Source organism: Parabacteroides leei (assembly GCF_023369805.1).
Classification (GTDB): Bacteria; Bacteroidota; Bacteroidia; order Bacteroidales; family Tannerellaceae; genus Parabacteroides; species Parabacteroides leei.
In genome coordinates this window covers 144,378-170,771 of record NZ_JAMBQG010000002.1, presented here as the reverse complement: position 1 = coordinate 170,771, position 26,394 = coordinate 144,378, and the positions used below count along the sequence as shown (strand labels likewise).

Genomic DNA, 26,394 nt, shown 5'->3' with positions numbered 1-26,394 from the left:
CTAAAGGTTCCTGCTTATATTCAAACAGGAACCTTTTTTGCTTACAGCATATTATTCAGCAATCCAAAACTATAAACCTTGTTTTTCATAATAAATGTCTTATATTTGTCAAACAATACATAACCATGCTAGTAGACGAGACTAAAATAAGGTGGCGCCAATTCGTTTCCGGCGATAATGATTCCTATTGCTGGATATACAATACTTATGTACAAATTCTGTACCGGTATGGTCTTCGTTTCACATCCGACTCTGAAATCATAAAAGATTGTATACAAGAAGTTTTCACTTCGCTATACAAAAACCGGGACCGTCTCGTCACTCCTGAAAATATAAAAGTCTACCTATTCGTTTCTTTAAAGAATTGCCTTATCCGGACTCTCTATAAAGAATCTCTTTATGACCGGGAACTACCAGAGAATATTCAATTCTCACTGGAACCAACGGTTGAAGAAGTTTTCATCAAAAATGAGCAATATACAAATCAGCAGAGAAAATTAAAAGAAATTTTGTCTTCACTTCCTCCACGGCAGAAAGAGATCATATATTACAGATTTATTCAGGAATTAAGCATGGATGAAATATGTATTTTGATGAATCTGAATTACCAATCAGCCCAAAACCTGATCCAACGCTCATTAAAGAAAATCAGAGCCAGTTACGGTTCTGTGGAAATATTTATATTGGCACTTTCCATTTCTCTAAAATAACAAAATTCTAATGCTAAATAAAAAAATCATTTTTAGGTGAGTATAAATTGAGGACTGCTGTATCCTTATAACAAAAGCGACTCCCTAAAGATGAATAAAGACTATACTAAATATAAAGCACATCAATTACTGAGTGATGATTATTTTCTGGAATCGGAATTACACCCAACGGGAAAAGATCGTTTATTCTGGCAACAGCTTCAGGCAGAAAATGCACCTTTGGCTGTCGAAATCGAAGCTGCTCGCTTTTTCCTCAAAAATATAAAAGTTTCTACCGATAGCTCCAGTTTATCCTTTGGAGAACAAAAAAATCTATGGAAAAGAATTCAGACTGCCAACGAGCAATATGACTCAAAGAAAAAACGAATCAGTTTTATAAAAATTACAGTAGGAATCGCTGCATCCTTACTCCTACTTTTTGCTTATGAATGGTATAACATATATTCCAATAAACAAGAGATTAATTATGAGGCAATCATAAAATCTATACCGCATACCGACGATCCATCACAAAATGTACAGTTAATCCTTTCAGAGAACAAGAAACTATCTCTTGAAGGGAAGGAAACCGAGGTTGAGTACAAGAAAGAAGGAGGTGTAAGTGTAAACTCCCAAAGTGTTGAAGTAGAAAAAGAGAAAGAAGAAATCCAATCATTCAACCAACTCATTGTTCCTATAGGAAAGCGCTCTTCTATTACATTTATAGATGGAAGTAAAATATGGGTGAACTCCGGATCAAAAGTTATCTATCCTGCAAAATTTACAGATCATAACCGGGAAATTTTTGTCGAAGGAGAAATCTATCTGGATATTGTGCATGATGAAAACCGGCCATTCATTGTAAAAACAAAAACAATGGAGATCCGGGATCTGGGAACCCAGTTCAATGTCTCTGCTTATGAAAACGAATCCAGTAGTGATGTCGTATTGGTAGAAGGAAAAGTGGAGATCAAAGCCAAAGGTCTAAAGAAAAGCACATTAAATCCAAATCAGTTATTTTTATATGATAATCAAAGCAATAAGAGTAGCGTTTCAAATGTAGACACGAAAGATTATGTAGCATGGAAAGATGGATATTACCAGTTCAACCAACAAAGACTTAATATCGTATTGAAAAAACTCTGCAAATACTATGGAATAAAAATGAACTGGGATGAAAAAGTAAACGAACTGACTTGTAGTGGCAAACTGGATTTGAAAGAAGATCTGGATGAAGTATTCAATGCACTTCAGAAAGCAGCTCCGATAGAGATAATAAAAAACGACGAATACATAAATATTATTGTTAAACCCTAAAAATCAAACAAACATGGATCCTTAGAAACAACAGGACGAGTATTTAGCAACTTGTCCACTCATTCAATTTCACATGCATTAAACCGTATTTATAAACTTAAATCGTTTCATATATGAAAAAGAACACAAGGTTTAGTCAAAGAAAACCAAACAAAAAGAGATTATTACGCACCATGAAGATTTTTCTGCTTTTGACGTTCTTAACTATTGGAACTTGCTTTGCTTCAGAAACATATTCTCAGCAAACATCTTTCTCTATAACAACTGAGAATAAAACAGTCAAAGAAGTAATTAATGAAATAGAAAATAATAGCGAGTTTATTTTCTTTTATCTCGACAAAGCGATCGACCTGAATCGGAAAGTGTCTGTCAAAGCTACAAATCAACAGATAAACACGATACTTGATCAAATATTTTCCGGCACGGAAAATATTTATTCTATATCTGATCGTCAGATAATCATTTCAAGAAAAGAAACACCTGTAAACACTGAAACAAATCAGAAGGATACACGTGTTATTTCCGGTGTAGTAAAAGACGATATGGGGCCGGTAACCGGTGCCAACATTATTGTCAAAGGTACTACAAACGGAACAATCACCGATTTCGATGGTAAGTTTACATTGGAAAACGTTCCGGCAAATGCGATTCTGCAGATTTCTTACATAGGTTATCTCCCACAGGAGATTGAAGTCGGTAGCCAGTCTTCATTCAATATTACATTGAAGGAAGATAGCCAAGCACTTGATGAAGTTGTAGTAGTTGGTTATGGTACGGTACGAAAGGCCGACTTAGCCGGTTCGGTATCCGTATTAGACAGTAAAGCGTTTAAAGATCAACCGATCACACAGGTGTCCGATGCTTTGCAAGGCCGTGTTTCTGGTGTACAGGTACAAAGCAGCGGTGTTCCAGGAGGAACAGTAAAGATTCGTGTACGTGGGTCCGGTTCTATTAACCGCAGCAACGACCCATTGTATGTAATCGACGGCATCGTTCGTGAAAGCGGCCTGACTGGTTTGAATCCTGAAGATATCCAATCGATGCAAATTTTGAAGGATGCTTCTTCAACTGCCATCTACGGTTCACGCGGTGCAAACGGAGTTGTATTAATTACCACAAAGACTGGTAAAGCCAATTCCCGTCAGATCATGTTTGATGCTCGTATAGGTGTCGGAACAGTGGCAAAACGCTACGATACGTTGAACCCGTACGAATTTGCCACTTTGTATAATACATATCGGGCAAATACCTTTTCTTCTGATCAACTGTCGGCATTCCAAAACGGAACAGCAGGTACCGACTGGCAAGATGAAATTTTCCAGAATGGTGTAACACAAGATTATCGCCTTACACTTTCCGGTGGTAGCGACAAGATACAGTATTTGGTTTCGGGTAACTTCACCGGAGAAGACGGCGTGGTAATCGAAAACAACAACAAACGTTATCAGGCTCGTGCCAATATCACTTCGCAACTAACAAACTGGCTGCACCTGACAGCCGATGTGAACGCTTCGCATAACGTCCGGAAGAGTGCCAACTTCAATACAGGCAAAGATAATATCGTTAATATTGCAATGAACTATGCACCGGTACTCGGCATCATGAATGACGATGGTACATACGTTAGAGACAACTACAGTGCGTTAACGCAGTTGAATCCTGTAGGTCTGTTGAAAGAACAGATGGGTGAATCGATGACCGATATCGTCAATGCCCGTATCGATTTAAAGTTCGATATCTTACCTGGATTAACTTTTACGACCAGTAACGGCATCGATTATAACGATCTGAAAGGATATTCATTTGGAACGAAAAAGGTTGATAGTAAAAGTAGCATGGGTAACAACGATGCTTATCGCATGACTTTACAGACTACGAACAACTTTACCTATACAGGCAAATGGGGCGATCACGCGTTGACAGCTACAGCTGTTTATGAGGCTACCCAATCCGAATATCGTTATCTATCCGTAAACGGTCAGAATTTATTGACGGAAAGTGTTGGATGGTGGAACGCCAATATGGCCTCTAGCCGTACAGTGGATAATAAATATACTAAATGGGGATTGGTTTCCGGTGTTGCCCGTGTAATGTATAATTTCAAAGATCGTTATATGGTAACCGGTACGTTACGTGCCGACGGTTCTTCTAAGTTCACACAAGACAAATGGGGCTGGTTCCCATCTATTGCCGCTGCCTGGTCAATGGGTAATGAACCGTTTATGCAAAAACAAAACGTTGTTCAAGATCTGAAAATCCGGGCCAGCTATGGTGTGATCGGTAGCCAGGCTATCGACCCGTATGAAACATTAGGCTTGATGAAACAGGAATTGTATGCTTTTGGCGGAACCTCCAAATACACCGGTTATTGGATCGGACAAACGAAAGCAACTCCGGAATTATCTTGGGAAACAACACATCAGTTCGATCTGGGTGTTGATTTCAGCGTACTCAATCGCCGGTTGAACGTTTCATTAGACTACTTCGACAAACGTACGAAAGACGGTTTGCTGAAACGCACCATACCCTCCTATGACGGCGGTGGTTCTTATTGGGTGAATGCCGCCGAAATCAGCAACCGTGGTGTCGACTTCTCTGTCAATGCTACTATTTTTGATACACCGGATTTCGGATGGAATACGACCATTAACGGAACCTATCTTAAGAACGAAGTAAAAGATCTGGCTGGATTGGACTTTATTTCCGGAGCAAATGTTGTTTCCGGTATGATTCCGACAGACGGTGTGTCTCGTATAGAAGTAGGACAACCGATCGGTTCTTTCTATGGATACGAATGGCAAGGGCTAGACAAAACAGGACATGATACGTTCGTAGATCGAAACAAAGATGGAATTATTGATAGTAAAGACCGTACCTTTATCGGAAAGGCAAACCCGGACTTCACCTTGGGTTGGAATAACAGTCTGCGTTGGAAGAACTGGGATTTGAACATGTTCTTTACAGGTTCGTTCGGTGCGGATCGATTGAATCTGCTTCGTTTTACCGGAACAGCCATGACTGGTGACTTTGCATTTGTTACATTACGCGAATACATGAATGATAACTTTGCCACAAAAGGACAGTCAGCCCGTTATCCGGCTGTCACAATATCTGGCAACGACTATCAGTCGGCTTCCACTTCTACTAAATTCCTGGAATCGGCCAGCTACTTCCGCTTAGACAATATCAGTTTGTCTTACAATCTGCCGAAGACTGTGGCTAAGTTCGCAGACCTGCGTTTTACATTCAGTTGCCAGAATGTATTTACCATTACAGGATATAAAGGTATGGATCCGGCCGGTATCTCTTTTGTAAATCCTGGTACAGGCAGTATCGATATAAACGATGGTATTGATTTAGGAGCCTATCCGTTAACTCGTTCGTATACTTTTGGTGTCCGCATGAATTTCTAACCATTAAATAAAGAAGAATTCTTATGAAAACTAAATATATAATATGTGCTTTAGGTTTGGTGATGCTATCAACCTCATCATGTAACGACTTTCTCAATGAAGATCCGAAGGGGCAATTAATCGCAGAAACCTTCTTCGCATCTCAGGATGAATTGAACATGGCAACCTATGCCTTATATCGCAAAGTTTGCGATATTCAAGTTAATACAAACCCGACGATTCCTTCCTGGCAAGGTGACGACTTGACAACAAATTCAGGTAGTAACAAACAGGCATATGCTGAAGTGGACGGATTCCACCCGACAGATGCCAATAAGGGCGTAGACGCCTCATGGTCTACCGGATATACAGCTATCAAAGCGGCCAACTATATTATCCTAAATGCAGAAAAGACACCGACTACGCAAGAAGAGCTCAATATTGCAATTGGTCAAGCCAAGTATTGGCGTGCCGCAAACTACTTTTGGCTGGTCCGCCGCTGGGGACAAGTTCCATTGGTATTGGATAATGAAATCAATTACGAACGTCCGTTGGCAAGCATTGAAGAAGTATACAATCAGATCGTTAAAGATTTGCAGGATTGTGTAGCGACTCTTCCAACCACTTATTCCACCGCACCGAGATATATTAGCGGAGCCAATATTTATATCACCAAGCAGGCTGCACAAGCCACCCTGGCTGCTGTTTATATGGCAATGGCTGGCTGGCCGTTGAAGCAGACACAATATTACGCTTCGGCTGCCGAACAAGCAAAAGCAGTGATCGATGGAGTAAACAAAGGAGATTATGAATATATCCTCGAACCTGATTATAAAAATGTATATGCAATTAGCCATAACTACACCAATGAAACGGTTGTCGGTATCAATTATTCCGGTTCATTCCAATGGGACGAAGACTCACAGATGACCAACAGTAATATGTTTGAATCCCTCGGTGGTTGGGGTGATGGCTGGGGCGAAATCAAGTTCTGGAAAGAATTTCCTGCCGGTCCGCGTAAGGATGCGACTTACAACCCGAAAATCCTAAAAGGCAACAAAGTCGGTGCTGAATTAATCGATTGGTGGGATAAAGACATACCCGAACAGCATCCGATGTTTTCCATCTTTTCAATTGGCCAAGACGGAGGTGATTATGATTATACAAAGCCTGCCAATGTTTCAGTATCAACAAACGGACATCGCCATCGTTTGATCCGCTATTCGGAAGTTCTTTTATGGTATGCAGAAGCACAAGCGCGTGCTGACGGTACCCCGAATGCAATGGCTTACGAATGCATTAATAAGGTTCGCGAACGTGCCGGACTGGAACCTTTGCAAAGTGGTTTAAGTGGTGATGCTTTTGCAAATGCAGCTTTTCAGGAACATGGTTGGGAAGTTTGTGGTTACTGGGTAGCCTTGGTTACACGCCGTGATGACCAGATGCGTATGGAACTGTTGGAAAAAACATTCAACGAACGCAAAATCAATGCACCCATCGAAGTAGCCCCGGGTGTTATGCTAAAAGAAGGTGTCAATGTACCTGAATCAGTAACTTGGCAAGGTGAGAAATCTATTTATCTGCCATATCCGTCATCAGATACTCAGTTGAACTCGAATTTGAAAAGATAAAACAGATATTAGTCTAAAGGCTTAAGCCTACATGTAACTGTCCCGAGAGTGATCTCGGGGCAGTTTTTATCCTCTCTCATGTTTTTAATTTCCTTTGTATGCGTATATTTAATTATTACTACCATGAAATCTAAATTCTTACCACTTCTATTATTATGTGCAGGTTCCCTTTGGGGACAACAGGTTAACATGAAGTCCGTAACAGAAAAGATCCCTACTTACCAGATCGGCAATCCGGAGATCGATCCGATATTCTTTACCGGACGTGTCTACCAGGGAGCCGAAGGATATATTTATCCTTATCCTTTATATGATGTATTGACAGAAAAGAAAACTGAGCAGGATTATAATGTACTCCGGTTGGATAATCAATACGTCGACATCGCTATTCTTCCGGAAATCGGAGGCCGTATCTTTGCCGCTTCCGACAAAACAAACGATTACCATTTCTTTTACACCCAAACCGGAGTAAAACCCGCCCTGATCGGAATGTTGGGGGCATGGTTGTCGGGAGGTGTGGAATGGAATATACCCGATCATCACCGTGCAAGCAGCTATATGCCGGTTAACTGGACTATGAAAGAAAACGAAGACGGGAGTAAAACGGTATGGGTAGGAGAAACCGAACTACGCCACCGACTGAAATGGTCGGTAGGTGTTTCAGTATATCCCAACCGTTCATGGGTGGAAGCTAAAATAAAAGTGATCAATCCGACCCCAATGATCCAGTCGATGCTCTATTGGGCCAATGTATCTGTTCATTGTAACGATCAATATCAGGTGATATTCCCGCCTGATGTACAATTCGGTGCAGATCATCATAAAGTATACTTCACTAACTGGCCGCAAGGAGAAACGACCGTCGGTGATGGGAAAATAGAAGATTTGTCGTGGTGGAAAAATTTCACAGGCAGCTCCCGCTCTATTTTCGCATGGGGAAGTGAAATGTCATTTCTGGCTGGTTACGATTATGGGAAAGATGCCGGAACAGTGCACGTAGCCAACCGCCATGTCGTTCCCGGAAAGAAATTCTTTTTATGGGGTAATAATGAAAATGGTGAGATGTGGAACAAAATATTATCGGACAATGACGGGCACTATCTGGAATTAATGGTAGGTGGTTATTCCGACAACCAACCGGATTATAGCTGGATAAACCCTGGCGAAATCAGGGAATTCAGCCAGATATGGTATCCGGTAAAAGGTATCAAAGGCGTTAAAAATGCGACAGACGACGCTGCTGTGAATTTTGAACCGATCGAAGGAAACAACTACCGTGTAGGTTATTGTGCAACCACACTGTATGAGAATGCTCGTGTCGTGGTAAAATACAAAGATCAGATACTAATGGATAAACGAATCAATATCGACCCCGATAAATATTTCCTCGGTCAGGTATCCGTTCCCGATCCGTCAGACGCCTCAGCATTGTATACCGCACTCTACGATGCAAATGGAAACCTGCTGGTCGATTATCGTCCGATCGTACTGGAAGAAAAGCCGCTTCCTAAAGTTATCGACGGCACCAAACCAGTTAAAGAATACAAAACAAACGAAGAACTCTATCTGGCCGGGTTACGTGTCGATCAATTCAATAATGCACGCCTGGATTACATGGACTTTTATAATGAAGCCCTGTTGCGTGACTCCATGGATGCACGTGTTAACATCGAAGTCGGCAAACATTATATCCGCCAAGGGAAATGGGATAAAGCAGCATTACATCTAAACCGTGCCCAGACCCGTTTGTCACATGACTACACAACCGTCAAAAATACGGAAGCCTTATATTATCTGGGATACCTATATCAAATGACCGGAAATACGGGCAAAGCGAAAGACGCCTATTGGGCAGCGACCTGGACGCCCGATTTCAAACATCGTTCTTTCTATGAACTGGCCGTATTAGCTGTAAAAGACAAAAACTATAAACAAGCCATGGACATGATCACCCAGTCCCTTTATGTGGGAGAACGCGATCTTCAGGCTCTAACGTTAAAGGCTTATATCCTCCGGATGCAGGGGAAGAAAGAAGAAGCACAGGAAACAATCCGTTACATCCAACAAATCGATCCGCTGGATTACTGGAGCGCAGCGGAAGCCAGTCTATTGGCCTCCCAAAGCACCTCTTTCCTGAATACCGGAACCAATCATAACAGTAAAGGGATCATTGCCGTACAAGAGTTATTGGAAGTCGTTTCCAACTATATGAAAATAGGAGCTACCGAAGATGCTTTGGCATTGCTAAACGGAGCGATAGCTCTGGGAGATCCATATGCATCTTATCCGCTGCTCTATTATTACAAGTCATATAATTTACTGGAACAGAACAATCAGACTGAAGCTATTGCCTGTCTGGATAAGGCCGGATCATTATCTCCGTTGAACAATTATCCTTTCCGTATAGAAGAGATCAACCTGTTTGAGACTTTATTAAAAGAAAGTCCGGACAATTCATTCCTTCATTATCACCTGGGAAATTTACTTTACTATCTCGGACAGAAAGAAGCAGGCCTCGACCACTGGATACGTTCCACAGAACTTAATCCGTCTTTCGCCATTGCCTGTCGTAATGTCGGCTTCGGCTATGGTTGCCTGAATGAACTGGATAAGTCCATGAAGTATTATGATATGGCTATCAAAGCCAATCCGAACGATCCTCTCCTACTGACAGAATCGGATAAGATCTATGAACAAGCAAACGTATCGGCAGATATGCGATTAAAACGACTGGAATCTCATCTGAAAACAGTCATGAAGCACGATGATGCCGTTATGCGCTTACTCACATTGTACAATGCTGCCGGCCTGTATGACAAAGCGATAAAAATACTTGACAGTAGACATTTCCATCTATGGGAAGGCGGTGGACAGGTTCACGATATCTATGTGGACTCGCATATGCTGAAAGGAATGAAGCTATTGAAAGGAAAACGTTACAAAGAGGCTATCAACGAATTCGACCAGGCAAACCAGTATCCTGTCAACCTCGAGGTAGCTCCTTCACCAAGAGGTGGATATGAAGCAAAAGTTTATTATCTGTCTGGTGTCGCTTATGAAGCAATGAACCAGGCAGGCAAGGCCAAAGAATGCTTTGAGAAATCAGCAAATACCGATTTCAGAAACCGGTTGACTGACCTGAACTATTACAAAGTCAAATCACTCAGAAAACTGAACAGGAACGAAGAAGCCGATGCTACTCTGGCAGATATGAAAAAAAGCCTGGAACGTATGCAAACCAACCTGATGGATTCATACGCCAAATTCGGAGAAGCAAACCAGAATATACAACAAAGCAACATCCTGTATTATTCGGGGCTGATACATTTCTTACAAAACAATCCCTCTAAGGCAAACGAGGAGTTCAAACAGGCAATCCAGCTATATCCCGGTAATATCTGGGCTAAACAAATGCCTGAATGACAACCACTCTTTGATAAATAAAGAGTAAACCAAATAAAAGAACGATTCTCTGAAACAATAGAGGATCGTTCTTTTTTATCTATATAGGATTATAAAGACAAAAAGGAATTTATAACACTATTTTTATTATATTTACGTCGCATTACAAGCCTTAGAAATGGAGAATACAACAGACTTAAAAGCTTTCAATCAATTATTTACTGATTATCAAGGCAGATTTATCCGCTTTGCGAATACGTATGTAAGGGATATTGCCGTTGCCGAGGACTTTACTATTGAAGCTTTGATGTATTATTGGGAAAACCGCCATTCGCTGGAAGAAAATTCGAATGCTCCGGCTTATATTCTTACCATTATTAAAAATAAATGCCTCAACTACCTTCAGCACCTCCAGGTAAGGGAAGATGTAAACGAACAACTATTGAACCATGCAGAGTGGGAATTAAATACCCGTATATCCACTCTCGAAGCCTGCGATCCCGGCGAACTATTCACCGCTGAAGCACAGGAAATAGTAAATAAAACCCTGGCCGGTTTACCCGAACAGACCAGAGTTGTATTTGTTATGAGCCGTTATGAAAACAAATCTCATAATGAAATTGCAGAAGCTCTGGGTATAACTACTAAAGGTGTAGAATATCACATTTCTAAAGCATTAAAGAAACTGCATACCAATCTGAAGGATTATTATCCGGTCTTCCTCTTCTTATTCCTTAATTAGCAACATAATTCTTTTTCCAGTATCAACCGATGCCGGCATTGCACACCGTTCTCCCAAATGGGTTCCGGATAATTCCGTACGAAATAATCACGGTCCAACTCTTTCAGGTCAAAACCTTCCTGTTGATAAAGCATTAAAGGCCCCGGAGCGGAAGTACCGGTACATACTTTCAAACGGGAAAGGCTGTTTACCGATGCCCATTCATCCGATATATAACGAAGCAGGCGGCGTGCGATCCCTCTGCGCTGAAAAGATTCATCAACAGCCAGATTCATCAATTCGGCCATATCCTCGGTCTGCTTTTGAACAACAGCTACTCCGACAGGCCGTTGTTCAAAAACAGCGACGAAGCAATCCGATGTTTTCAGGTAATTATCGACAAATTCACGACTGGGATCTGCCAATAGAAGCAGATCGTAAGGGTAATCTGTTGTTTGTTGGATTTGTATTTCCATATCAAGCAATTACCTCTACAATATTTCCGTCAGGATCGGATACAGCCCCTTCATAGAAGCCATCCCCTGTAGTACGAGGTTCCCCGAGGATGGTATATCCTTCTTTACGGAATAATTCGATCATTTTATTGACATTCTCCTTCGAACCGACCGAAAAAGCGAAATGTGCAAGACCGATAAAAAGTCCCTCTTTCTCTTCTGTGACATCCGTCCGTTGCATAATTTCCAAGGAAGCCCCTCCTTCGAAGGTTATAAAATAAGAGGCAAAACCTTTTTTCGGATTCACATACTTTTCATTGCTTTTCCCGTTAAAATAGTTCACATAAAATTCACGGGCACGCTCAAGTTCATTGGTCCAGATAGCAATATGAGTCAACTGCATAATATAAATGTGATTTGATGAATGACAAAGATAAACAAAAAAGCCCGGACAGACATAACATCCATCCGGGCCTTTATATAGATCAGAATAATATCTTACTTACAGATACGGCAATTGGCACAACGGGCTAATTCACCGCGGAAACGCTTTTCAACTAACTTATGCAAACGGTCTTTCAACGCATCCAAACGAACATAATCGATTACATCTGACGTAAATGCGACACTCAGCATCATCCGGGCCTCATTAAGAGGGATACCGCGACTTCGCATATAGAACAAGGCATTTTCATCCAGTTGTCCGGTAGTCATACCATGCGAGCACTTTACATCATCCGCATAGATTTCCAGTTGCGGCTTACTGTACATACGGGCTTCGCGGGTAGCACAAAGATTCCGGTTCGTTTGATAGGCCGCCGTTTTCTGGGCATCTTCCTTCACCAGGATACGACCGCTGAAAATACCGACAGCCTGATCGTTCAGAACATTCTTGAACAATTCGGTACTGGTACAATTCGGCACTGCATGTGTAATATGGCTATATGTATCGACCTGTTGTTCACGGTCTGCAACCGACATACCACACAAAGTCGTTTCGGCATACTCACCATTCAACTCAATATAATAGTTATTACGGGTAAGTCCGTTATTCAACGTTATACCGTTCACCAGGACATTGCTGGAAGCCTCCTGTTTCACATGTACAGAAGTAAAACGGGTAGTAGATATGCTGCTTTCCTCCAGATCGTAATAATCGAAATAGGCACCTTCACCGGCAAAAATCTCTACCACCTGTGTAGCCAAGAACTTCACGTCATCTATACTATGATCGCATATCAGCAATTTTGCTTCCGAACGGGGTTCCATGATCACCAGGATACGACGGTTTGCCATCGCATCCACATCACTTCGGAATATGTTGATCAACTGGATAGGACGCTCAACGGCTACGCCTTCCGGCACATAAAGCACAAAGCCATCCTGCGCCAGCATAGTATTTAAAGCAATAATGCCGTCGTGACTGCTTTTTGCAGCTTTGCCGTAATAACGGGCAGCCACATCCGGGTATTTCTCGGCAAACGTTTTCAGTCCGCCGGCATATACACCTTCCGGCAGATGTGCTTTGGGCATCATCTTATCGTAAAACGTATCGTTGATCACAAAATAAAGTGAAGTACTGAGATTCGGGACATCACAACGGAACACGTCATACGGGTTCACCGGTATAGCCAGGCGATTGATATTCACTCCATAATCGGGAGCAAATGCCTGCGCGACATCTGTATATTTATAATCTTCACTTTTTACCGAAGGAAAACCCTGACGATCGAAATCAGCCAGAGCCTCTGCACGCGGCGCATTCATCACCGTTGCACTATGCCGGCACACCAGGTCTTCATAGCGGGTAAAAAGATCGATATATTGTTGTTCAGCTCTCATCTCACTCATCTCCCATTTCTTTCTTGATCCAGTCGTATCCTTTTTCTTCCAGTTCAAGAGCAAGTTCCGGACCTGCAGTCTTTACGATACGGCCTTTGTACAACACATGTACCACATCCGGCTTGATATAATCCAATAGGCGCTGATAGTGAGTAATCACGATTGCCGCATTCTCCGGTGTACGCAACTGGTTTACGCCATTTGCCACGATACGGAGGGCATCGATATCCAACCCACTGTCGGTTTCATCGAGGATAGCCAACTTAGGTTCAAGCATAGCCATTTGGAATATTTCGTTGCGTTTCTTTTCACCGCCTGAGAAACCTTCGTTCACGCTACGGCTAGCCAGCTTGTTGTCCAGCTCGACGATTGCACGCTTTTCACGCATCAGTTTCAGGAAATCTGTAGCCGAAACCGGTTCAAGACCTTTATATTTACGGTGTTCGTTCAGAGCGGCACGCATAAAGTTTACCATACTTACACCCGGTATTTCAACCGGATACTGGAAACTCAGAAAGATACCTTCACGGCTACGGTCTTCCGGTTCCAGATCCAACAGATTTTTTCCGTTGAAAATAACTTCACCTTGAGTCACCTCAAAAGCAGGATTACCGACCAACACACTGCTAAGGGTACTTTTACCCGAACCGTTCGGTCCCATGATAGCATGTACCTCACCGGCTTTCACAGAAAGGTCGATCCCTTTCAATATCTCTTTGCCATTTACATTGGCATGTAAGTTCTTTATTTCTAACATAACTTTATTAATTGACAATTTGATTTATCCGACACTCCCTTCCAGAGAAATAGTCAGTAGTTTTTGAGCCTCGACAGCAAACTCCATCGGGAGCTTATTCATTACCTCACGGGCATATCCGTTTACAATCAGGCCGACAGCCTCTTCTACTGAAATACCGCGTTGCTGGCAGTAGAACAATTGTTCTTCACTGATCTTACTTGTCGTAGCTTCATGTTCCACCACAGCCGTTTCATTCTGAATATCGGCATAAGGGAATGTATGGGCACCACACGTAGAACTCAATAATAAGCTGTCACACTGGCTATGGTTACGGGCTCCTTCTGCACGTGGAGATACTTTCACCAATCCCCGGTAGCTATTCTGACTATGACCGGCCGAAATACCTTTCGATACGATCGTACTACGGGTATTCTTTCCCAAATGGATCATCTTCGTTCCGGTATCGGCCTGTTGGTAGTTGTTTGTTACGGCCACCGAATAGAACTCTCCGACCGAATTATCTCCGGCCAGGATACAGCTCGGATATTTCCAGGTGATGGCTGAACCGGTTTCCACCTGTGTCCACGAAATCTTACTGCCCTCACCCTTACACAATCCGCGCTTGGTTACGAAGTTATAAATACCTCCTTTGCCTTCTTTATCACCCGGATACCAGTTCTGCACTGTCGAATATTTCACTTCGGCACGTTCTTTGGCTATAATCTCTACGATAGCCGCATGCAACTGGTTCTCGTCGCGCATCGGGGCGGTACATCCTTCCAGGTAACTTACATACGCTTCATCATCGGCAACGATCAGCGTACGTTCGAACTGTCCTGTATTTGCCGCATTAATACGGAAATAAGTAGAAAGTTCCATCGGACAACGTACCCCTTTCGGTATGTACACGAACGATCCGTCCGAGAATACAGCCGAGTTCAACGCCGCAAAAAAGTTATCACGATAACTTACCACACTGCCCAGATACTGTTGTACCAGATCCGGATGATGTTGTACCGCTTCGCTGAACGAACAGAAAATAATACCTTTCTCTGCCAGGGTCTCCTTAAAAGTCGTCTTTACAGACACACTATCCATCACGGCATCCACTGCCATACCTGCCAGCTGTGCACGTTCATGCAAAGGAATACCCAACTTGTCGAATGTTTTCAGTAATTCCGGATCTACTTCATCCAGACTTTTCGGACCCTCTTTTTTCTTTGGAGCTGCGTAATAGATTATATCCTGATAATCGATCGGCGGAATGTTCAAATGAGGCCATGTCGGCATCTCCAGTGTCTGCCAGTGGCGGAAAGCCTTCAGACGGAACTGAAGCATCCAGTCCGGCTCATTCTTTTTGGCAGAAATAATACGGACAGTGTCTTCATCCAATCCTTTATGAATCACTTCCGTATCAATATCGGTAACGAAGCCGTACTTGTAATCACTGCTCGTTACCTCATTAATTATGTCGTTTGACTCCTGCATATCTATATATTAATATTTAAAACAAACCATTTACTCCTTCCATGAGAACAAATTTCCGGGGTAAATGGTTGGAACTATATCTTTGACTGAATTATAAAAACGGGATTCGACCTTCGATTCCCGCGGGATCAGTACCGAACCACGATCAATGCCTTCCAGTATATTCAGCAACAGGCTGACAAATACGATCATCAAGCCTAATCCGAGAAATCCACCAGCCAGATGGTTCAATATACTGAGAGGTGTAACCCCTATCACCCTATGTACAACTTCCCCTGCCAATAAAACAACTCCCATTATCAGGATAAAACCGGCCACATAACTAAGGATCGTTATTCCTTCGGGCGGAAACCACCCCAGGGCAATGATATATCCCTTCAGCCAGGCAGCCGCTTTTGCACAGAAAAAGATAGCAACAAGGAGGGCTATAAGCGAAACAACCTGTTTGATCATTCCATCAAACAGGCCTTTCACAAATCCAATTCCTGCCAGACATAGCAATGTGATGTCCAACCAGTTCATGGTTATAGAGTTTTCTTAACTTCGGTTTCTTCGTAAGACTCGATCACGTCACCTACCTGAATATCATTAAAGTTAGTGATATTCAGACCGCAATCCAGACCGGCCACAACTTCCTTCGCGTCATCCTTGAAGCGTTTCAGTGAACCGAGTTCGCCGGCATATATTACGATACCGTCACGGATCAGGCGGATCTTATTCGTACGTTTGATCTTACCTTCCTTAACCACACAACCGGCAACCGTACCGACTTTCGTGATCTTGAATACCTGGGTAACATCCACATAAGCGGTAATCTCTTCCCGGATTTCCGGAGAAAGCATACCTTCCATCGCACTCTTCACTTCTTCGATCGCATCGTAGATGATCGAGTACAAACGGATTTCAACACCGTCTTTTTCCGCATTACGGCGAGCCTGTACAGACGGACGAACCTGGAATCCGATAATGATGGCATTCGATGCGGCAGCCAGTACAACATCCGATTCGGAGATCTGACCGACAGCCTTGTGAATCACATTCACCTGGATTTCTTCGGTAGACAAACGGATCAGGGAGTCAGACAAGGCTTCGACAGAACCGTCCACGTCACCCTTCACGATCACGTTCAGTTCCTGGAAGTTACCAACCGCAATACGACGACCGATATCATCCAGCGTAAGCATCTTCTGGGTACGGATACCCAACTCACGCTGCAGCTGCTCACGACGGGTAGCGATCTCACGTGCTTCCTGCTCAGTTTCCAATACATTAAATGTATCACCAGCCTGTGGAGCACCGTTCAGACCCAGAATCAATACTGGTTCAGACGGTCCTGCTGTTTCTACGCGTTGGTTACGTTCATTGAACATAGCCTTGATACGTCCATGATGTGTTCCGGCCAGTACGATATCACCCATTTTTAGTGTACCGTTTTCTACCAATACCGTCGATACATAACCACGTCCTTTATCCAGCGACGATTCGATAATTGAACCGACAGCACGTTTCTTCGGATTAGCTTTCAGATCCAGCAGGTCTGCTTCCAGCAATACTTTTTCAAGCAGCTCTTCCACGCCCATGCCTTTCTTGGCTGAGATTTCCTGGCTCTGATACTTACCACCCCAGTCTTCAACCAGATAGTTCATATTTGCCAGTTCCTCTTTGATCTTCTCCGGATTAGCGTGAGGCTTATCCACTTTATTGATAGCAAACACGATAGGAACACCGGCAGCAGAAGCATGGTTGATCGCTTCGATGGTCTGCGGCATCACGGCATCGTCGGCTGCTACAATGATGATAGCAATATCGGTTACCTTCGCACCACGGGCACGCATGGCGGTAAACGCTTCGTGACCCGGAGTATCCAGGAAGGTAATACGGCGCCCGCTCGACAGTTTCACATTGTAAGCACCGATGTGCTGTGTGATACCTCCTGCCTCACCGGCAATAACGTTCGCTTTACGGATATTATCCAGCAAAGAAGTTTTACCGTGGTCGACATGTCCCATCACTGTTACGATGGGCGGACGTGCTACCCAGTCTTCTTCGTTATCGTCTTCTTCGTCGGCATTGATGGCTTCCACCACTTCTGCACTGACATATTCAGTCTTGAAACCAAATTCATCGGCAACAATATTGATCGTTTCCGCATCCAGACGCTGGTTGATAGAAACCATGATACCGATACTCATACAAGTGGCGATAACCTTTGTTACAGGAACGTCCATCATGTTGGCGAGGTCGTTTGCCGTAACAAACTCGGTCAGCTTCAATACTCTGCTTTCCTGTTCCTCCAGTTCCTGCAATTCATGCTCACGTTTAACGGCGGCATCACGTTTATCACGACGGTACTTGGCACCCTTGTTATTTTTGTTACCCTTGTTCGTCAGGCGAGCCAGGGTTTCTTTGATCTGCTTCTGTACATCCTCCTCACTTACTTCAGCCTTAACAGGCTTTTTCAGTCGTGGCTTGCGGTCCGACTGGTTGGCCGGACGGCTATAGTTTGTACCCGGTGTGTTGTTTACATCGACACGATCCTTCTTGATACGATTACGTTTCTTTTTAGCATCTGCACCACCTTCACCCGGTTTAACCGGTGCGCCGGGCTTAACAGGAGCTCCGGGCTTAACAGGTGCACCCGGTTTGGCATTCGGATCTTTCGGCCCTTTATGGAATCCCGGCTGTCCGGGTCTGTTGTTACCGAACTTATCGCGTTTGTCGTCGCGTTCCTTCCGTCTCTCTTCCTTTGTTTTCTTCTTAGGACGAGTAGACTGGTTCAAGGCATTCAGGTCAATCTTACCGGTAACCTTGATATTCGACTCGAACTTCGGAGTATTCAACCGGAACAGGCTATTCTCTTCCGACTCAGCCGAAGAATGACTTTCTGCGGTCGTATTACTCACTTCTTCAGAAGAGTTTGTCGTCGTTTCCGGCTTTTTAATAACCTCCGGTTTTTTCTCTTCGATTCTTTCTTTTTCCACAACTATCTCTTTTACTTCTTTTTTCTCCACAGGTTTCTCCACCGGCTTTTCCACGCGAACCGGTTCCTGTTTTTCCTGTTTGGCAGGGGCTTCCACAGGTTTTACTTCAGGTGCAGGAGAAGGTGCAGGAGCTGCTTCGACTACAGGTTGCGGTTTCACCACAGGCTGTTGCACGGCAGCAGGTTGCGGGGTAGCAACCGGTTCTTCTTTTTTCACTTCAGGAGCTTCCTGATGTTTTCTATGCTGTCCATCCAGGTCGATATGGCCCTTCGTTACGATTTTAGGCTTGAACTCTTCCGGGATCACTGTTTTTATTTCTGAAGTCTTCTCTTCTTTCACAGAAGCCGATTCTTTTTCTTTATCTCTATCTCTGTTAGGACGTTCTACCACACGCGGACGCTCAAAGCCACCGTTAGGCAGATCCTTTCCAAACTCTTTTACGAGCAAAGCATACTGTTCATCACTGATCCTCGTGTTGGGATTTGCATTATCTTCAACAGGATGACCTTTCTTGTGTAGAAATTCAACAACCGTGTTGATCCCTACGTTTAATTTCCTTTGTACTTGTATTAATTTTATGGGCATATCTAACTTTGTCGTAATACTTTTTATTCCTGATTTTGACTTTCGTCTTCAAATTCGGCAGATAAGATAGCAAGTACCTCATCGACTGTCGTCTCTTCAAGGTCGGCACGTTCAATAAGTTCTTCACGGGGCATCGCTAAAACGCTCTTAGCCGTGTAACAACCTATATTCTTGAATGCTTCAATTACCCAGCCGTCTATTTCATCTGTAAATTCATCCAGATAAATATCTTCCTCATCAGCGCCTTCCACATCACGGAATACATCGATCGTGTATTCAGTCAACATACAGGCCAGTTTAATATTCAAACCGCCTTTACCAATAGCCAATGAAACTTCTTCAGGACGAAGGTAAACCTCTGCCTTGTGCTCTTCTTCGTTCACTCGTATAGAGGAAATTTTTGCCGGGCTTAATGCACGCTGGATAAACAGCGACACATTGGATGTATAATTAATTACATCGATGTTCTCGTTTCTCAATTCACGAACAATTCCATGGATACGAGAACCTTTCATTCCAACGCAGGCACCTACCGGGTCGATACGGTCGTCATACGACTCGACAGCCACTTTGGCTCTTTCCCCCGGGATACGCGCGATAGCCTTGATCATGATCAGGCCGTCGTTAATTTCAGGAACCTCGAGTTCGAATAAGCGCTGCAGGAACATTTTATCCGTACGCGACAAAATAATCTTAGGATTATTATTATAATTATCCACTTTTTGTACAACCGCACGAACGGTCTCACCTTTACGGTAGAAATCGGAAGGAATCTGTTCTGATTTCGGGAGCAGCAACTCATTACCCTCGTCATCCAGCAACAGGATCTCTTTCTTCCACACCTGATATACATCAGCAGCAACGATTGTACCTATTTTATCTTTATATTTAGCATATAAACTATCCTTCTGCAATTCAAGAATCTTCGAAGCCAGTGTCTGACGCAGGTTCAGGATGGCACGACGTCCGAAACCGGCGAAAAAGACCTCATCAGTTACTTCTTCACCCACTTCACAGTCGGCATCGATCTTACGGGCCTCAGTCAATGTCAGTTGCAGATTCGGATCTTCAAGTTCATCATCAGCCACAACAATACGGTTTCTCCAGATCTCGAAGTCACCTTTCTCAGGGTTGATAATCACGTCATAATTTTCATCCGTACCAAACATCTTAGCGATTACGTTACGGAAGGAATCTTCCAATACGCTGATCATCGTATCCTTATCTATATTTTTCAACTCCTTGAACTCCGCAAGGGTGTCAATCATACTGATTGTTTCCTCTTTCTTGGCCATAATCTTTCTTTACTTGAATCTTATTAGGTATTTTGTATATTTTATTTCATCGAATGTATAGGATTGATTTTCCTGAACTGTCATTTTCCGCTTGGAACCTTCGGGTTTTACCTGTTTTTCAACAGTAACTACCACCCCGTTTTCGTCTGCCGAATTCAAAACTCCGCACAGCTTCACGCCATTCTTCAGTAACATTTCCACTTCGTTTCCTACATTCTTCACATACTGACGAAGTACTTTAAAAGGAGAAGTAACACCAGCCGAACCTACTTCCAGCTCGAAATCTTCCACCTCACGGTCCAGATGTTCTTCCACATACCGGCTCAATGCTGCACAATCATCGATGCAAACACCCTCATCATTATCTATCTCGATAATAATAAGGTTTCCCGGCTTAACCACCACGTCAACTAAATAATTGTCGGAAGAAGCCAATTTTTCTTCAACCAACTGAGTTATTACTCCCTTTTCAATCATAAACATACTGTTAAGAACAAAAGAAGGGGACTACCCGCCCCCTCCTCATCTTCGCTTAATCGCCCGCAAATATACAAATAATCAGCGAGTTTTCAAATAAAATCTATCTTTTTCTCCTTTTTTTTCCGTTTCTTTGCATGCTGAATACAAGGGGGTGCTTGCAACGTTCAAAAAACAGAACGTACCGCAGGCTGAGATGATACCCATATTACCTGATACGGATAATGCCGTCGAAGGGAATTGTAAACTATGGTATACTTCTTCACACGACACACCTCACCTATTCACTTATCAGGTTTTAAACTTTAAGGACAAAAGGATGAAAAGTGTATTGATTATTTTTGCCGGATCTCTGGCTTCATTCGCAGTTGCGGGCAATGAGTCCGACCCTGTCGATTCTCTCAAAATTTCCCGGGATGTATCTCTAAACGAAGTGGTGGTCACCGCCACCAAAGTATCCCAAAGCACACCTGTCGCTTACAGCGAATTATCAAAAAAAGAACTCAGCCGGAAGAATGACGGACAGGGTATTCCCTACCTCATTTCCCAGTCACCATCCGTGATCATGACCTCGGATGCCGGAACCGGTATCGGTTATTCCGGCTTCCGTATCCGCGGTACGGATGCCAACCGTATAAACATCACCGTCAATGGTGTCCCGGTCAACGACTCCGAATCACATACCGTATTCTGGGCAAACATGGCCGATTTTGCTTCCTCCGTCGATAACATACAGATACAACGTGGAGCAGGAACCTCCACCAACGGAGCAGCCTCTTTCGGAGCGACCGTTGCCATGCAAACGCAGAAACCCGACCTGAAGCCTTATGCAGAATATGCGATCTCCGCAGGTTCGTTCGGAACTGTAAAAAACTCCGTCAAAGCTGGTACCGGATTATTATACGATCATTTTGTTTTCGATGCCCGCTACTCCAACATTCAAAGTGACGGATATATCGACCGCGCAACAGCCAATATGCATTCTTATTTTGGTTCCGCCGCTTATTATGGCGACAATACGCTAGTTCGTTTCCAGACTTTCGGGAATGTAGAAAAGACCTACCAGGCCTGGACCGGTGTTCCCTCCTATCTATTGAACAGCAACCGCACCTATAACCCATGCGGCGAATACCAAGAAAACGGGGTCACTAAATTCTACGACAACCAGACCGACAACTACTGGCAGCAAAATTATCACCTGATGGCCAGCCAACGCCTGGGCGATCTGTGGAATATGAACCTGACCCTCCATTACACACACGGAGAAGGATATTACGAAGACTATAAAGCCGACGCAAAGTTCAAGTCATATAAACTACCCGCATACTACATCAACGGGAAAGGGGATACGATAACACGTTCGGACCTGGTCCGCCGCAAATGGCTGGACAACGACTTCTACGGAGCAGTTTACAGTGCCAACTACCGTACCGAACGTCTTCAGATGAGTTTCGGTTCTGCCGTTAATAAATATAGCGGTGACCACTTCGGCCGTGTCATGTGGGTAAAAAACAGCGAAGCACTGCCGGTACCCGATTACGAATACTATCGCAACACCGGTAATAAACTGGACTATAATGCTTATATAAAAGCAAACTACCGGCTACTCCCCTGGTTAAACGGATACCTCGACCTGCAATACCGCGGTATCCACTACACGATTGAAGGTAGCGATGATAAAGCAGGCGACAATGTCGACGTGAATAAACACTGGAACTTCTTTAATCCGAAAGCCGGCATCAACATCCAGCAGGGAGGACATAACGCATTTGTCTCCTTCTCCGTAGCCAACCGCGAACCCAACCGCGACAATTTCACGGAAGCAGCCGCCGACGAACGTCCCGTTCATGAAACTTTATATGATTACGAAGCAGGTTATAGCTTCGGCAACGAGCATTTCCGCGTTGGAGCCAACCTGTATTATATGGATTACAATAATCAGCTGATCCTGACCGGTAAGATCAGTGAGATCGGCGAGGCATTGACCAGTAACATCAAAGACAGTTACCGCATGGGTATCGAACTGACCGGCGGTGTAAGTATCACGCACTGGCTCGACTGGAACGGAAATGTAACACTGAGTCGCAATAAGATAAAAAACTTCACCCAGTATGTGGACAATTGGGATACAGAAGGACAAAACAGTGAATACCTGGGAACAACCGATATCGCTTTTTCCCCGGGTATCATAGCCAACAGCATGTTCGATTTCAACCTGAAAGGATTTTCTGCCAGCTTCAACTCGCAGTTTGTCGGCCGTCAATATATCGATAACACCTCCACAAAAAACCGATCGATAGATCCTTATTTCGTTAACAGCCTGCGGGTAGGTTATGTTTTCAAACCGAAATTCATCAAAGAGATCGGCGTAGATGTAACCATCAACAATCTCTTCAACGAAAAATATGAAACAAATGCCTGGGTTTATTCCTATATAGAAAATGGGACCCTGAAAAAAGATGACGGTTATTTCACACAGGCAGGAACCAGCGCAATGGCACGTATTACTTTCAAATTTTAAGAAAGATGGAACAAGTACTGGAATATTTCGGAGTAGTAACGGGGTTGCTTTACCTGTTGCTTGAAATCAGGCAGCATAAAGCCATGTGGGTGGTAGGCTTCCTCACCTCCCTGGTATATGTCTTTGTCTTTTTCTTCTCGAAAATATATGCCGACATGGGCCTGAACATATATTATGTTGCGATCAGCATCTATGGTTTCTGGAAATGGACGCAGACAGATAAAACGGCGGATAAGGAAAAACCGGCCTCCGAAACGATCCTGTACCGTCCTATCACCTGGCCGTTATTCGGAGGGATAGCCCTGGCTATCCTCTCCATCTACGGACTGCTCTATTACGTGCTGCACAACTTCACCGACTCTCCCATCCCGATGGGCGACGCTTTCACCACTTCGGTCGGCATCGTCGCCACCTGGATGCTGGCCCGTCGCATCATCGAGCACTGGATATTCTGGGTTATCGTAAACTTCGTATCCGTCTATCTTTATTACTTACGAGGACTTTACCCTACTATGTTTTTGTATATTTGCTACGCAATACTGGCCGTTGCCGGATATTATACATGGAAAAAGAAAGGAATAAACAGAGAACAAATATGAAATATTGAAAATAACCTCTACATTTGTAAAATCATACAAATTCACTAATAACAAAACCTTATGAACACAATTCTTAAATCCGATCTCGAATACAAACAATGGCTCATCGACCTTAAGTTTCGTATTCGAAACAGTCAAATCAAAGCTGCCCTGAAAGTCAATACCGAATTAATCAACCTATATTGGGATTTGGGAAAAGAGATAGTTGCCAAACAGGAACAATCACAATGGGGCGATGGGTTGATCAAACAATTAAGTACTGATCTGCAACAGGAATTTCCTGATATGAAAGGATTCTCTATCAGTAATATCAAATACATAAAACAATGGTATCTGTTTTATTATAAACACATTACAATTGGCCAACAAGTTGTTGGCCAATTAGAGATCGCAGAAGATATTCAAGAATTAGTATCCCAAATACCCTGGGGACATAACCTGCGTATTATTGCTCAATGCCAATCCATAGAAGAAGCCTCGTTCTATATCCATAAAACCATCGAACACGGCTGGAGTCGCAGCATGCTGGATCTACACATCAAACAACAGGAATTTCAGCGAACAAGGCACTCCATTTCTAATTTCTCCCGTTTACTGCCAACAGTTCAAAGCGACCTGGCCCAACAACTATTAAAAGATCCTTACAATTTCGATTTTCTAACGCTGACCGACAACTATAAGGAACGAGAACTCGAAAACGCCTTAACCGACAATATTACAAAATTTCTAATCGAACTGGGAGCCGGTTTCGCATACGTTGGTCGTCAGGTTCCGATACAAGTCGGCAACAAAGATTTTTATCTGGATTTACTTTTTTATCACTTGAAATTACGATGTTATGTCGTTATTGAACTCAAAGCTACCGATTTCATGCCGGAATATACAGGGAAACTTAGTTTCTATCTGACAGCCGTAAATGATTTATTGAAACATCCCGCAGATAATCCTACAATAGGTTTGCTGATATGTAAAAATAAAGATAGTTTTATTGCCGAGTACTCATTAAAAGGTATCGGTCAACCCATCGGAGTTTCAGAATATGAGCTAACCCGGTTATGCCCGGAAGACTTTAAAGGAAGCCTGCCTTCTATTGAAGAAATTGAAGCTGAATTAAAAGAATGAAAAATAAAGAAAGGAATAAATACAAATGATAACACCTTATGATTGTGTCGTGGTTGCTAACGGAAGTTTTCCGCAAACAGACCGGCCACTGGAACTTCTAAAAAATGCCCCGGTTATTATTGCCTGCGACGGAGCCGTACAGAATATTCATGAACGGGGACTGGCCCCAACAGCCATCGTAGGCGATCTCGACAGTATTCCACAGAAAATGCTCGAACAATACGCCGATCGTATTCACGTAGTAGAAGACCAGGAAATAAATGATCTCACAAAAGCAGTCCGGTTCGCCCACGCTTCCGGTTATCAAAAGATACTGATCCTCGGAGCAACCGGTCTCCGTGAAGACCATACATTGGGAAATATATCCTTACTGATGGATTACGCCCCTTTATTCCACCGGATAGAAATGATGTCCGACTACGGGCTATTTATCCCCTTATTGCATACAGCAACTCTGAAATGTGAGCCCGGTCAGCAAATATCCATCTTCTCGATGTATCCCTGTGGGGAAATAACGACAGAAGGTTTACGCTGGCCCATCACCCACCGTAAACTGACAGCCTGGTGGCAAGGCACGCTAAATGAAGCAGTGGGAACAGAATTCACCCTTACCCTTTCCCCTGACGCCCGCCTTATCGTTTATTTCCAAACACTTTCCCCCGCCTAACTGTCACTTGCCAACTGCCAATTAAAAAAAAATGCCCCGGAAGGATAACCAATCACTTCCGGGGACTTAATACACCCTCAATTTTACAACTTAGTATATTTAAAGCCTCACGGCCTCAGTTTATGCTGGTAACTTATTTAACTGACAAGCTTTCCATTCGGGAAAACCATCAATACTGTCATTCACCTGAAACAATAACTTATCATCTGCTACTTGTTTCAAGACTGTCTTAGGAGCAAGAGGCAGACACATATCATCTACTTCAAAAAATGCCTTCAACAGGATCACATCATAGCCTTCACGAACAATTTCCTTTTTTATTACTACCGGCACTTTCAATTTTGCCAGGTAATAAGCGGAACGTTCATAGGCACACCATTTATTTCCTTCCAGATAGAGATGTACTCCGTTCTGGTTGTCGATCTCGTTCACTAGAACGTTCTCAACTAATGATGTAAGTTCCATATTATT

20 protein-coding genes and 1 riboswitch are annotated in these 26,394 nt (G+C 43.3%); of the genes, 10 read left to right on the top strand and 10 right to left on the bottom strand.

Going from position 1 to position 26,394, the window contains the following annotated elements:
• Positions 1–125: 125 nt before the first annotated feature.
• The 6 genes from M1P97_RS04455 (at position 126) to M1P97_RS04430 (ending at position 11,173) form a co-directional block, all read left to right on the top strand.
• The gene (locus M1P97_RS04455; RefSeq protein ID WP_195374109.1) at positions 126–710 is read left to right on the top strand and encodes an RNA polymerase sigma factor; all 585 of its coding nucleotides are present in this window, start codon (positions 126–128) and stop codon (positions 708–710) included.
• 90 nt (positions 711–800) lie between these two features.
• Entirely contained in the window at positions 801–2,006 is a 1,206-nt protein-coding gene (locus tag M1P97_RS04450; RefSeq protein WP_249388498.1) for a FecR family protein, read from the top strand.
• A gap of 113 nt (positions 2,007–2,119) precedes the next feature.
• The gene (locus M1P97_RS04445) at positions 2,120–5,419 is read left to right on the top strand and encodes a TonB-dependent receptor (protein ID WP_249388497.1); all 3,300 of its coding nucleotides are present in this window, start codon (positions 2,120–2,122) and stop codon (positions 5,417–5,419) included.
• Positions 5,420–5,442: 23 nt separating this feature from the next.
• Positions 5,443–7,029 (top strand): RagB/SusD family nutrient uptake outer membrane protein, encoded by a 1,587-nt coding sequence (locus M1P97_RS04440; protein ID WP_249388496.1) that lies wholly within the window; start codon positions 5,443–5,445, stop codon positions 7,027–7,029.
• Positions 7,030–7,152: 123 nt separating this feature from the next.
• Positions 7,153–10,452 carry a DUF5107 domain-containing protein gene (locus tag M1P97_RS04435; protein ID WP_249388495.1) on the top strand — a complete coding sequence of 1,100 codons (3,300 nt, stop codon included), beginning with the start codon at positions 7,153–7,155 and terminating at the stop codon, positions 10,450–10,452.
• Between the two features lie 157 nt (positions 10,453–10,609).
• Complete coding sequence (locus M1P97_RS04430) at positions 10,610–11,173, top strand: RNA polymerase sigma-70 factor (RefSeq protein ID WP_195374104.1); 564 nt, start codon at positions 10,610–10,612, stop codon at positions 11,171–11,173.
• Here M1P97_RS04430 and M1P97_RS04425 read toward each other — a convergent pair.
• The 9 genes from M1P97_RS04425 to rimP all read right to left on the bottom strand — a co-directional run bounded on the left by M1P97_RS04425 (position 11,170) and on the right by rimP (position 21,014).
• Positions 11,170–11,628 (bottom strand): GNAT family N-acetyltransferase, encoded by a 459-nt coding sequence (locus tag M1P97_RS04425; RefSeq protein WP_195374103.1) that lies wholly within the window; start codon positions 11,626–11,628, stop codon positions 11,170–11,172. The two genes, M1P97_RS04430 and M1P97_RS04425, sit on opposite strands and share 4 nt — an antisense overlap.
• 1 nt (position 11,629) lies before the next feature.
• A complete protein-coding gene (locus M1P97_RS04420; protein ID WP_195374102.1) occupies positions 11,630–12,010 on the bottom strand; it encodes a VOC family protein in 381 nt (126 codons plus the stop codon).
• A gap of 95 nt (positions 12,011–12,105) precedes the next feature.
• Positions 12,106–13,458 carry a Fe-S cluster assembly protein SufD gene (gene sufD, locus M1P97_RS04415; RefSeq protein WP_249388494.1) on the bottom strand — a complete coding sequence of 451 codons (1,353 nt, stop codon included), beginning with the start codon at positions 13,456–13,458 and terminating at the stop codon, positions 12,106–12,108.
• Positions 13,451–14,206 (bottom strand): Fe-S cluster assembly ATPase SufC, encoded by a 756-nt coding sequence (sufC, locus tag M1P97_RS04410; protein WP_195374100.1) that lies wholly within the window; start codon positions 14,204–14,206, stop codon positions 13,451–13,453. The genes sufD and sufC overlap by 8 nt, the downstream gene beginning before the upstream one ends.
• Before the next feature lie 24 nt (positions 14,207–14,230).
• Positions 14,231–15,676, bottom strand: a complete 1,446-nt coding sequence (gene sufB, locus M1P97_RS04405; protein ID WP_195374099.1) for a Fe-S cluster assembly protein SufB — start codon at positions 15,674–15,676, stop codon at positions 14,231–14,233.
• Positions 15,677–15,706: 30 nt separating this feature from the next.
• A complete protein-coding gene (locus M1P97_RS04400) occupies positions 15,707–16,198 on the bottom strand; it encodes a CvpA family protein (protein WP_195374098.1) in 492 nt (163 codons plus the stop codon).
• A gap of 2 nt (positions 16,199–16,200) precedes the next feature.
• Positions 16,201–19,242, bottom strand: a complete 3,042-nt coding sequence (gene infB / locus M1P97_RS04395; RefSeq protein WP_249388493.1) for a translation initiation factor IF-2 — start codon at positions 19,240–19,242, stop codon at positions 16,201–16,203.
• Positions 19,243–19,265: 23 nt separating this feature from the next.
• The gene (gene nusA, locus M1P97_RS04390; RefSeq protein WP_195374096.1) at positions 19,266–20,537 is read right to left on the bottom strand and encodes a transcription termination factor NusA; all 1,272 of its coding nucleotides are present in this window, start codon (positions 20,535–20,537) and stop codon (positions 19,266–19,268) included.
• Between the two features lie 9 nt (positions 20,538–20,546).
• A complete protein-coding gene (gene rimP, locus M1P97_RS04385; protein WP_195374095.1) occupies positions 20,547–21,014 on the bottom strand; it encodes a ribosome assembly cofactor RimP in 468 nt (155 codons plus the stop codon).
• Between the two features lie 140 nt (positions 21,015–21,154).
• Positions 21,155–21,271, top strand: a riboswitch (TPP riboswitch).
• 62 nt (positions 21,272–21,333) lie between these two features.
• On the opposite strand from rimP, the gene M1P97_RS04380 reads away from it, so the two are divergent.
• Genes M1P97_RS04380 through M1P97_RS04365 form a run of 4 tightly spaced genes read left to right on the top strand, consistent with a single transcriptional unit; the run spans position 21,334 to position 25,923 of the window.
• Positions 21,334–23,535 (top strand): TonB-dependent receptor, encoded by a 2,202-nt coding sequence (locus M1P97_RS04380; protein ID WP_249388492.1) that lies wholly within the window; start codon positions 21,334–21,336, stop codon positions 23,533–23,535.
• Positions 23,536–23,540: 5 nt separating this feature from the next.
• Entirely contained in the window at positions 23,541–24,134 is a 594-nt protein-coding gene (gene pnuC, locus M1P97_RS04375) for a nicotinamide riboside transporter PnuC (RefSeq protein WP_195374093.1), read from the top strand.
• Positions 24,135–24,194: 60 nt separating this feature from the next.
• On the top strand, positions 24,195–25,256 hold the full coding sequence (locus tag M1P97_RS04370) for a PDDEXK nuclease domain-containing protein (RefSeq protein WP_195374092.1): 1,062 nt from the start codon (positions 24,195–24,197) through the stop codon (positions 25,254–25,256).
• A 25-nt stretch (positions 25,257–25,281) separates the two neighbouring features.
• Positions 25,282–25,923, top strand: a complete 642-nt coding sequence (locus M1P97_RS04365) for a thiamine diphosphokinase (protein WP_195374091.1) — start codon at positions 25,282–25,284, stop codon at positions 25,921–25,923.
• A gap of 120 nt (positions 25,924–26,043) precedes the next feature.
• Here M1P97_RS04365 and M1P97_RS04360 read toward each other — a convergent pair whose 3' ends face one another.
• A complete protein-coding gene (locus M1P97_RS04360; protein WP_075556837.1) occupies positions 26,044–26,388 on the bottom strand; it encodes a hypothetical protein in 345 nt (114 codons plus the stop codon).
• Positions 26,389–26,394 lie beyond the last annotated feature (6 nt).

Coding starts and splice junctions, on each gene's coding strand:
- M1P97_RS04455 (WP_195374109.1), top strand. CDS start 126: ATGCTAGTAGACGAGACTAAAATAAGGTGGCGCCAATTCGTTTCCGGC.
- M1P97_RS04450 (WP_249388498.1), top strand. CDS start 801: ATGAATAAAGACTATACTAAATATAAAGCACATCAATTACTGAGTGAT.
- M1P97_RS04445 (WP_249388497.1), top strand. CDS start 2,120: ATGAAAAAGAACACAAGGTTTAGTCAAAGAAAACCAAACAAAAAGAGA.
- M1P97_RS04440 (WP_249388496.1), top strand. CDS start 5,443: ATGAAAACTAAATATATAATATGTGCTTTAGGTTTGGTGATGCTATCA.
- M1P97_RS04435 (WP_249388495.1), top strand. CDS start 7,153: ATGAAATCTAAATTCTTACCACTTCTATTATTATGTGCAGGTTCCCTT.
- M1P97_RS04430 (WP_195374104.1), top strand. CDS start 10,610: ATGGAGAATACAACAGACTTAAAAGCTTTCAATCAATTATTTACTGAT.
- M1P97_RS04425 (WP_195374103.1), bottom strand. CDS start 11,628: ATGGAAATACAAATCCAACAAACAACAGATTACCCTTACGATCTGCTT.
- M1P97_RS04420 (WP_195374102.1), bottom strand. CDS start 12,010: ATGCAGTTGACTCATATTGCTATCTGGACCAATGAACTTGAGCGTGCC.
- sufD (WP_249388494.1), bottom strand. CDS start 13,458: ATGAGTGAGATGAGAGCTGAACAACAATATATCGATCTTTTTACCCGC.
- sufC (WP_195374100.1), bottom strand. CDS start 14,206: ATGTTAGAAATAAAGAACTTACATGCCAATGTAAATGGCAAAGAGATA.
- sufB (WP_195374099.1), bottom strand. CDS start 15,676: ATGCAGGAGTCAAACGACATAATTAATGAGGTAACGAGCAGTGATTAC.
- M1P97_RS04400 (WP_195374098.1), bottom strand. CDS start 16,198: ATGAACTGGTTGGACATCACATTGCTATGTCTGGCAGGAATTGGATTT.
- infB (WP_249388493.1), bottom strand. CDS start 19,242: ATGCCCATAAAATTAATACAAGTACAAAGGAAATTAAACGTAGGGATC.
- nusA (WP_195374096.1), bottom strand. CDS start 20,537: ATGGCCAAGAAAGAGGAAACAATCAGTATGATTGACACCCTTGCGGAG.
- rimP (WP_195374095.1), bottom strand. CDS start 21,014: ATGATTGAAAAGGGAGTAATAACTCAGTTGGTTGAAGAAAAATTGGCT.
- M1P97_RS04380 (WP_249388492.1), top strand. CDS start 21,334: ATGAAAAGTGTATTGATTATTTTTGCCGGATCTCTGGCTTCATTCGCA.
- pnuC (WP_195374093.1), top strand. CDS start 23,541: ATGGAACAAGTACTGGAATATTTCGGAGTAGTAACGGGGTTGCTTTAC.
- M1P97_RS04370 (WP_195374092.1), top strand. CDS start 24,195: ATGAACACAATTCTTAAATCCGATCTCGAATACAAACAATGGCTCATC.
- M1P97_RS04365 (WP_195374091.1), top strand. CDS start 25,282: ATGATAACACCTTATGATTGTGTCGTGGTTGCTAACGGAAGTTTTCCG.
- M1P97_RS04360 (WP_075556837.1), bottom strand. CDS start 26,388: ATGGAACTTACATCATTAGTTGAGAACGTTCTAGTGAACGAGATCGAC.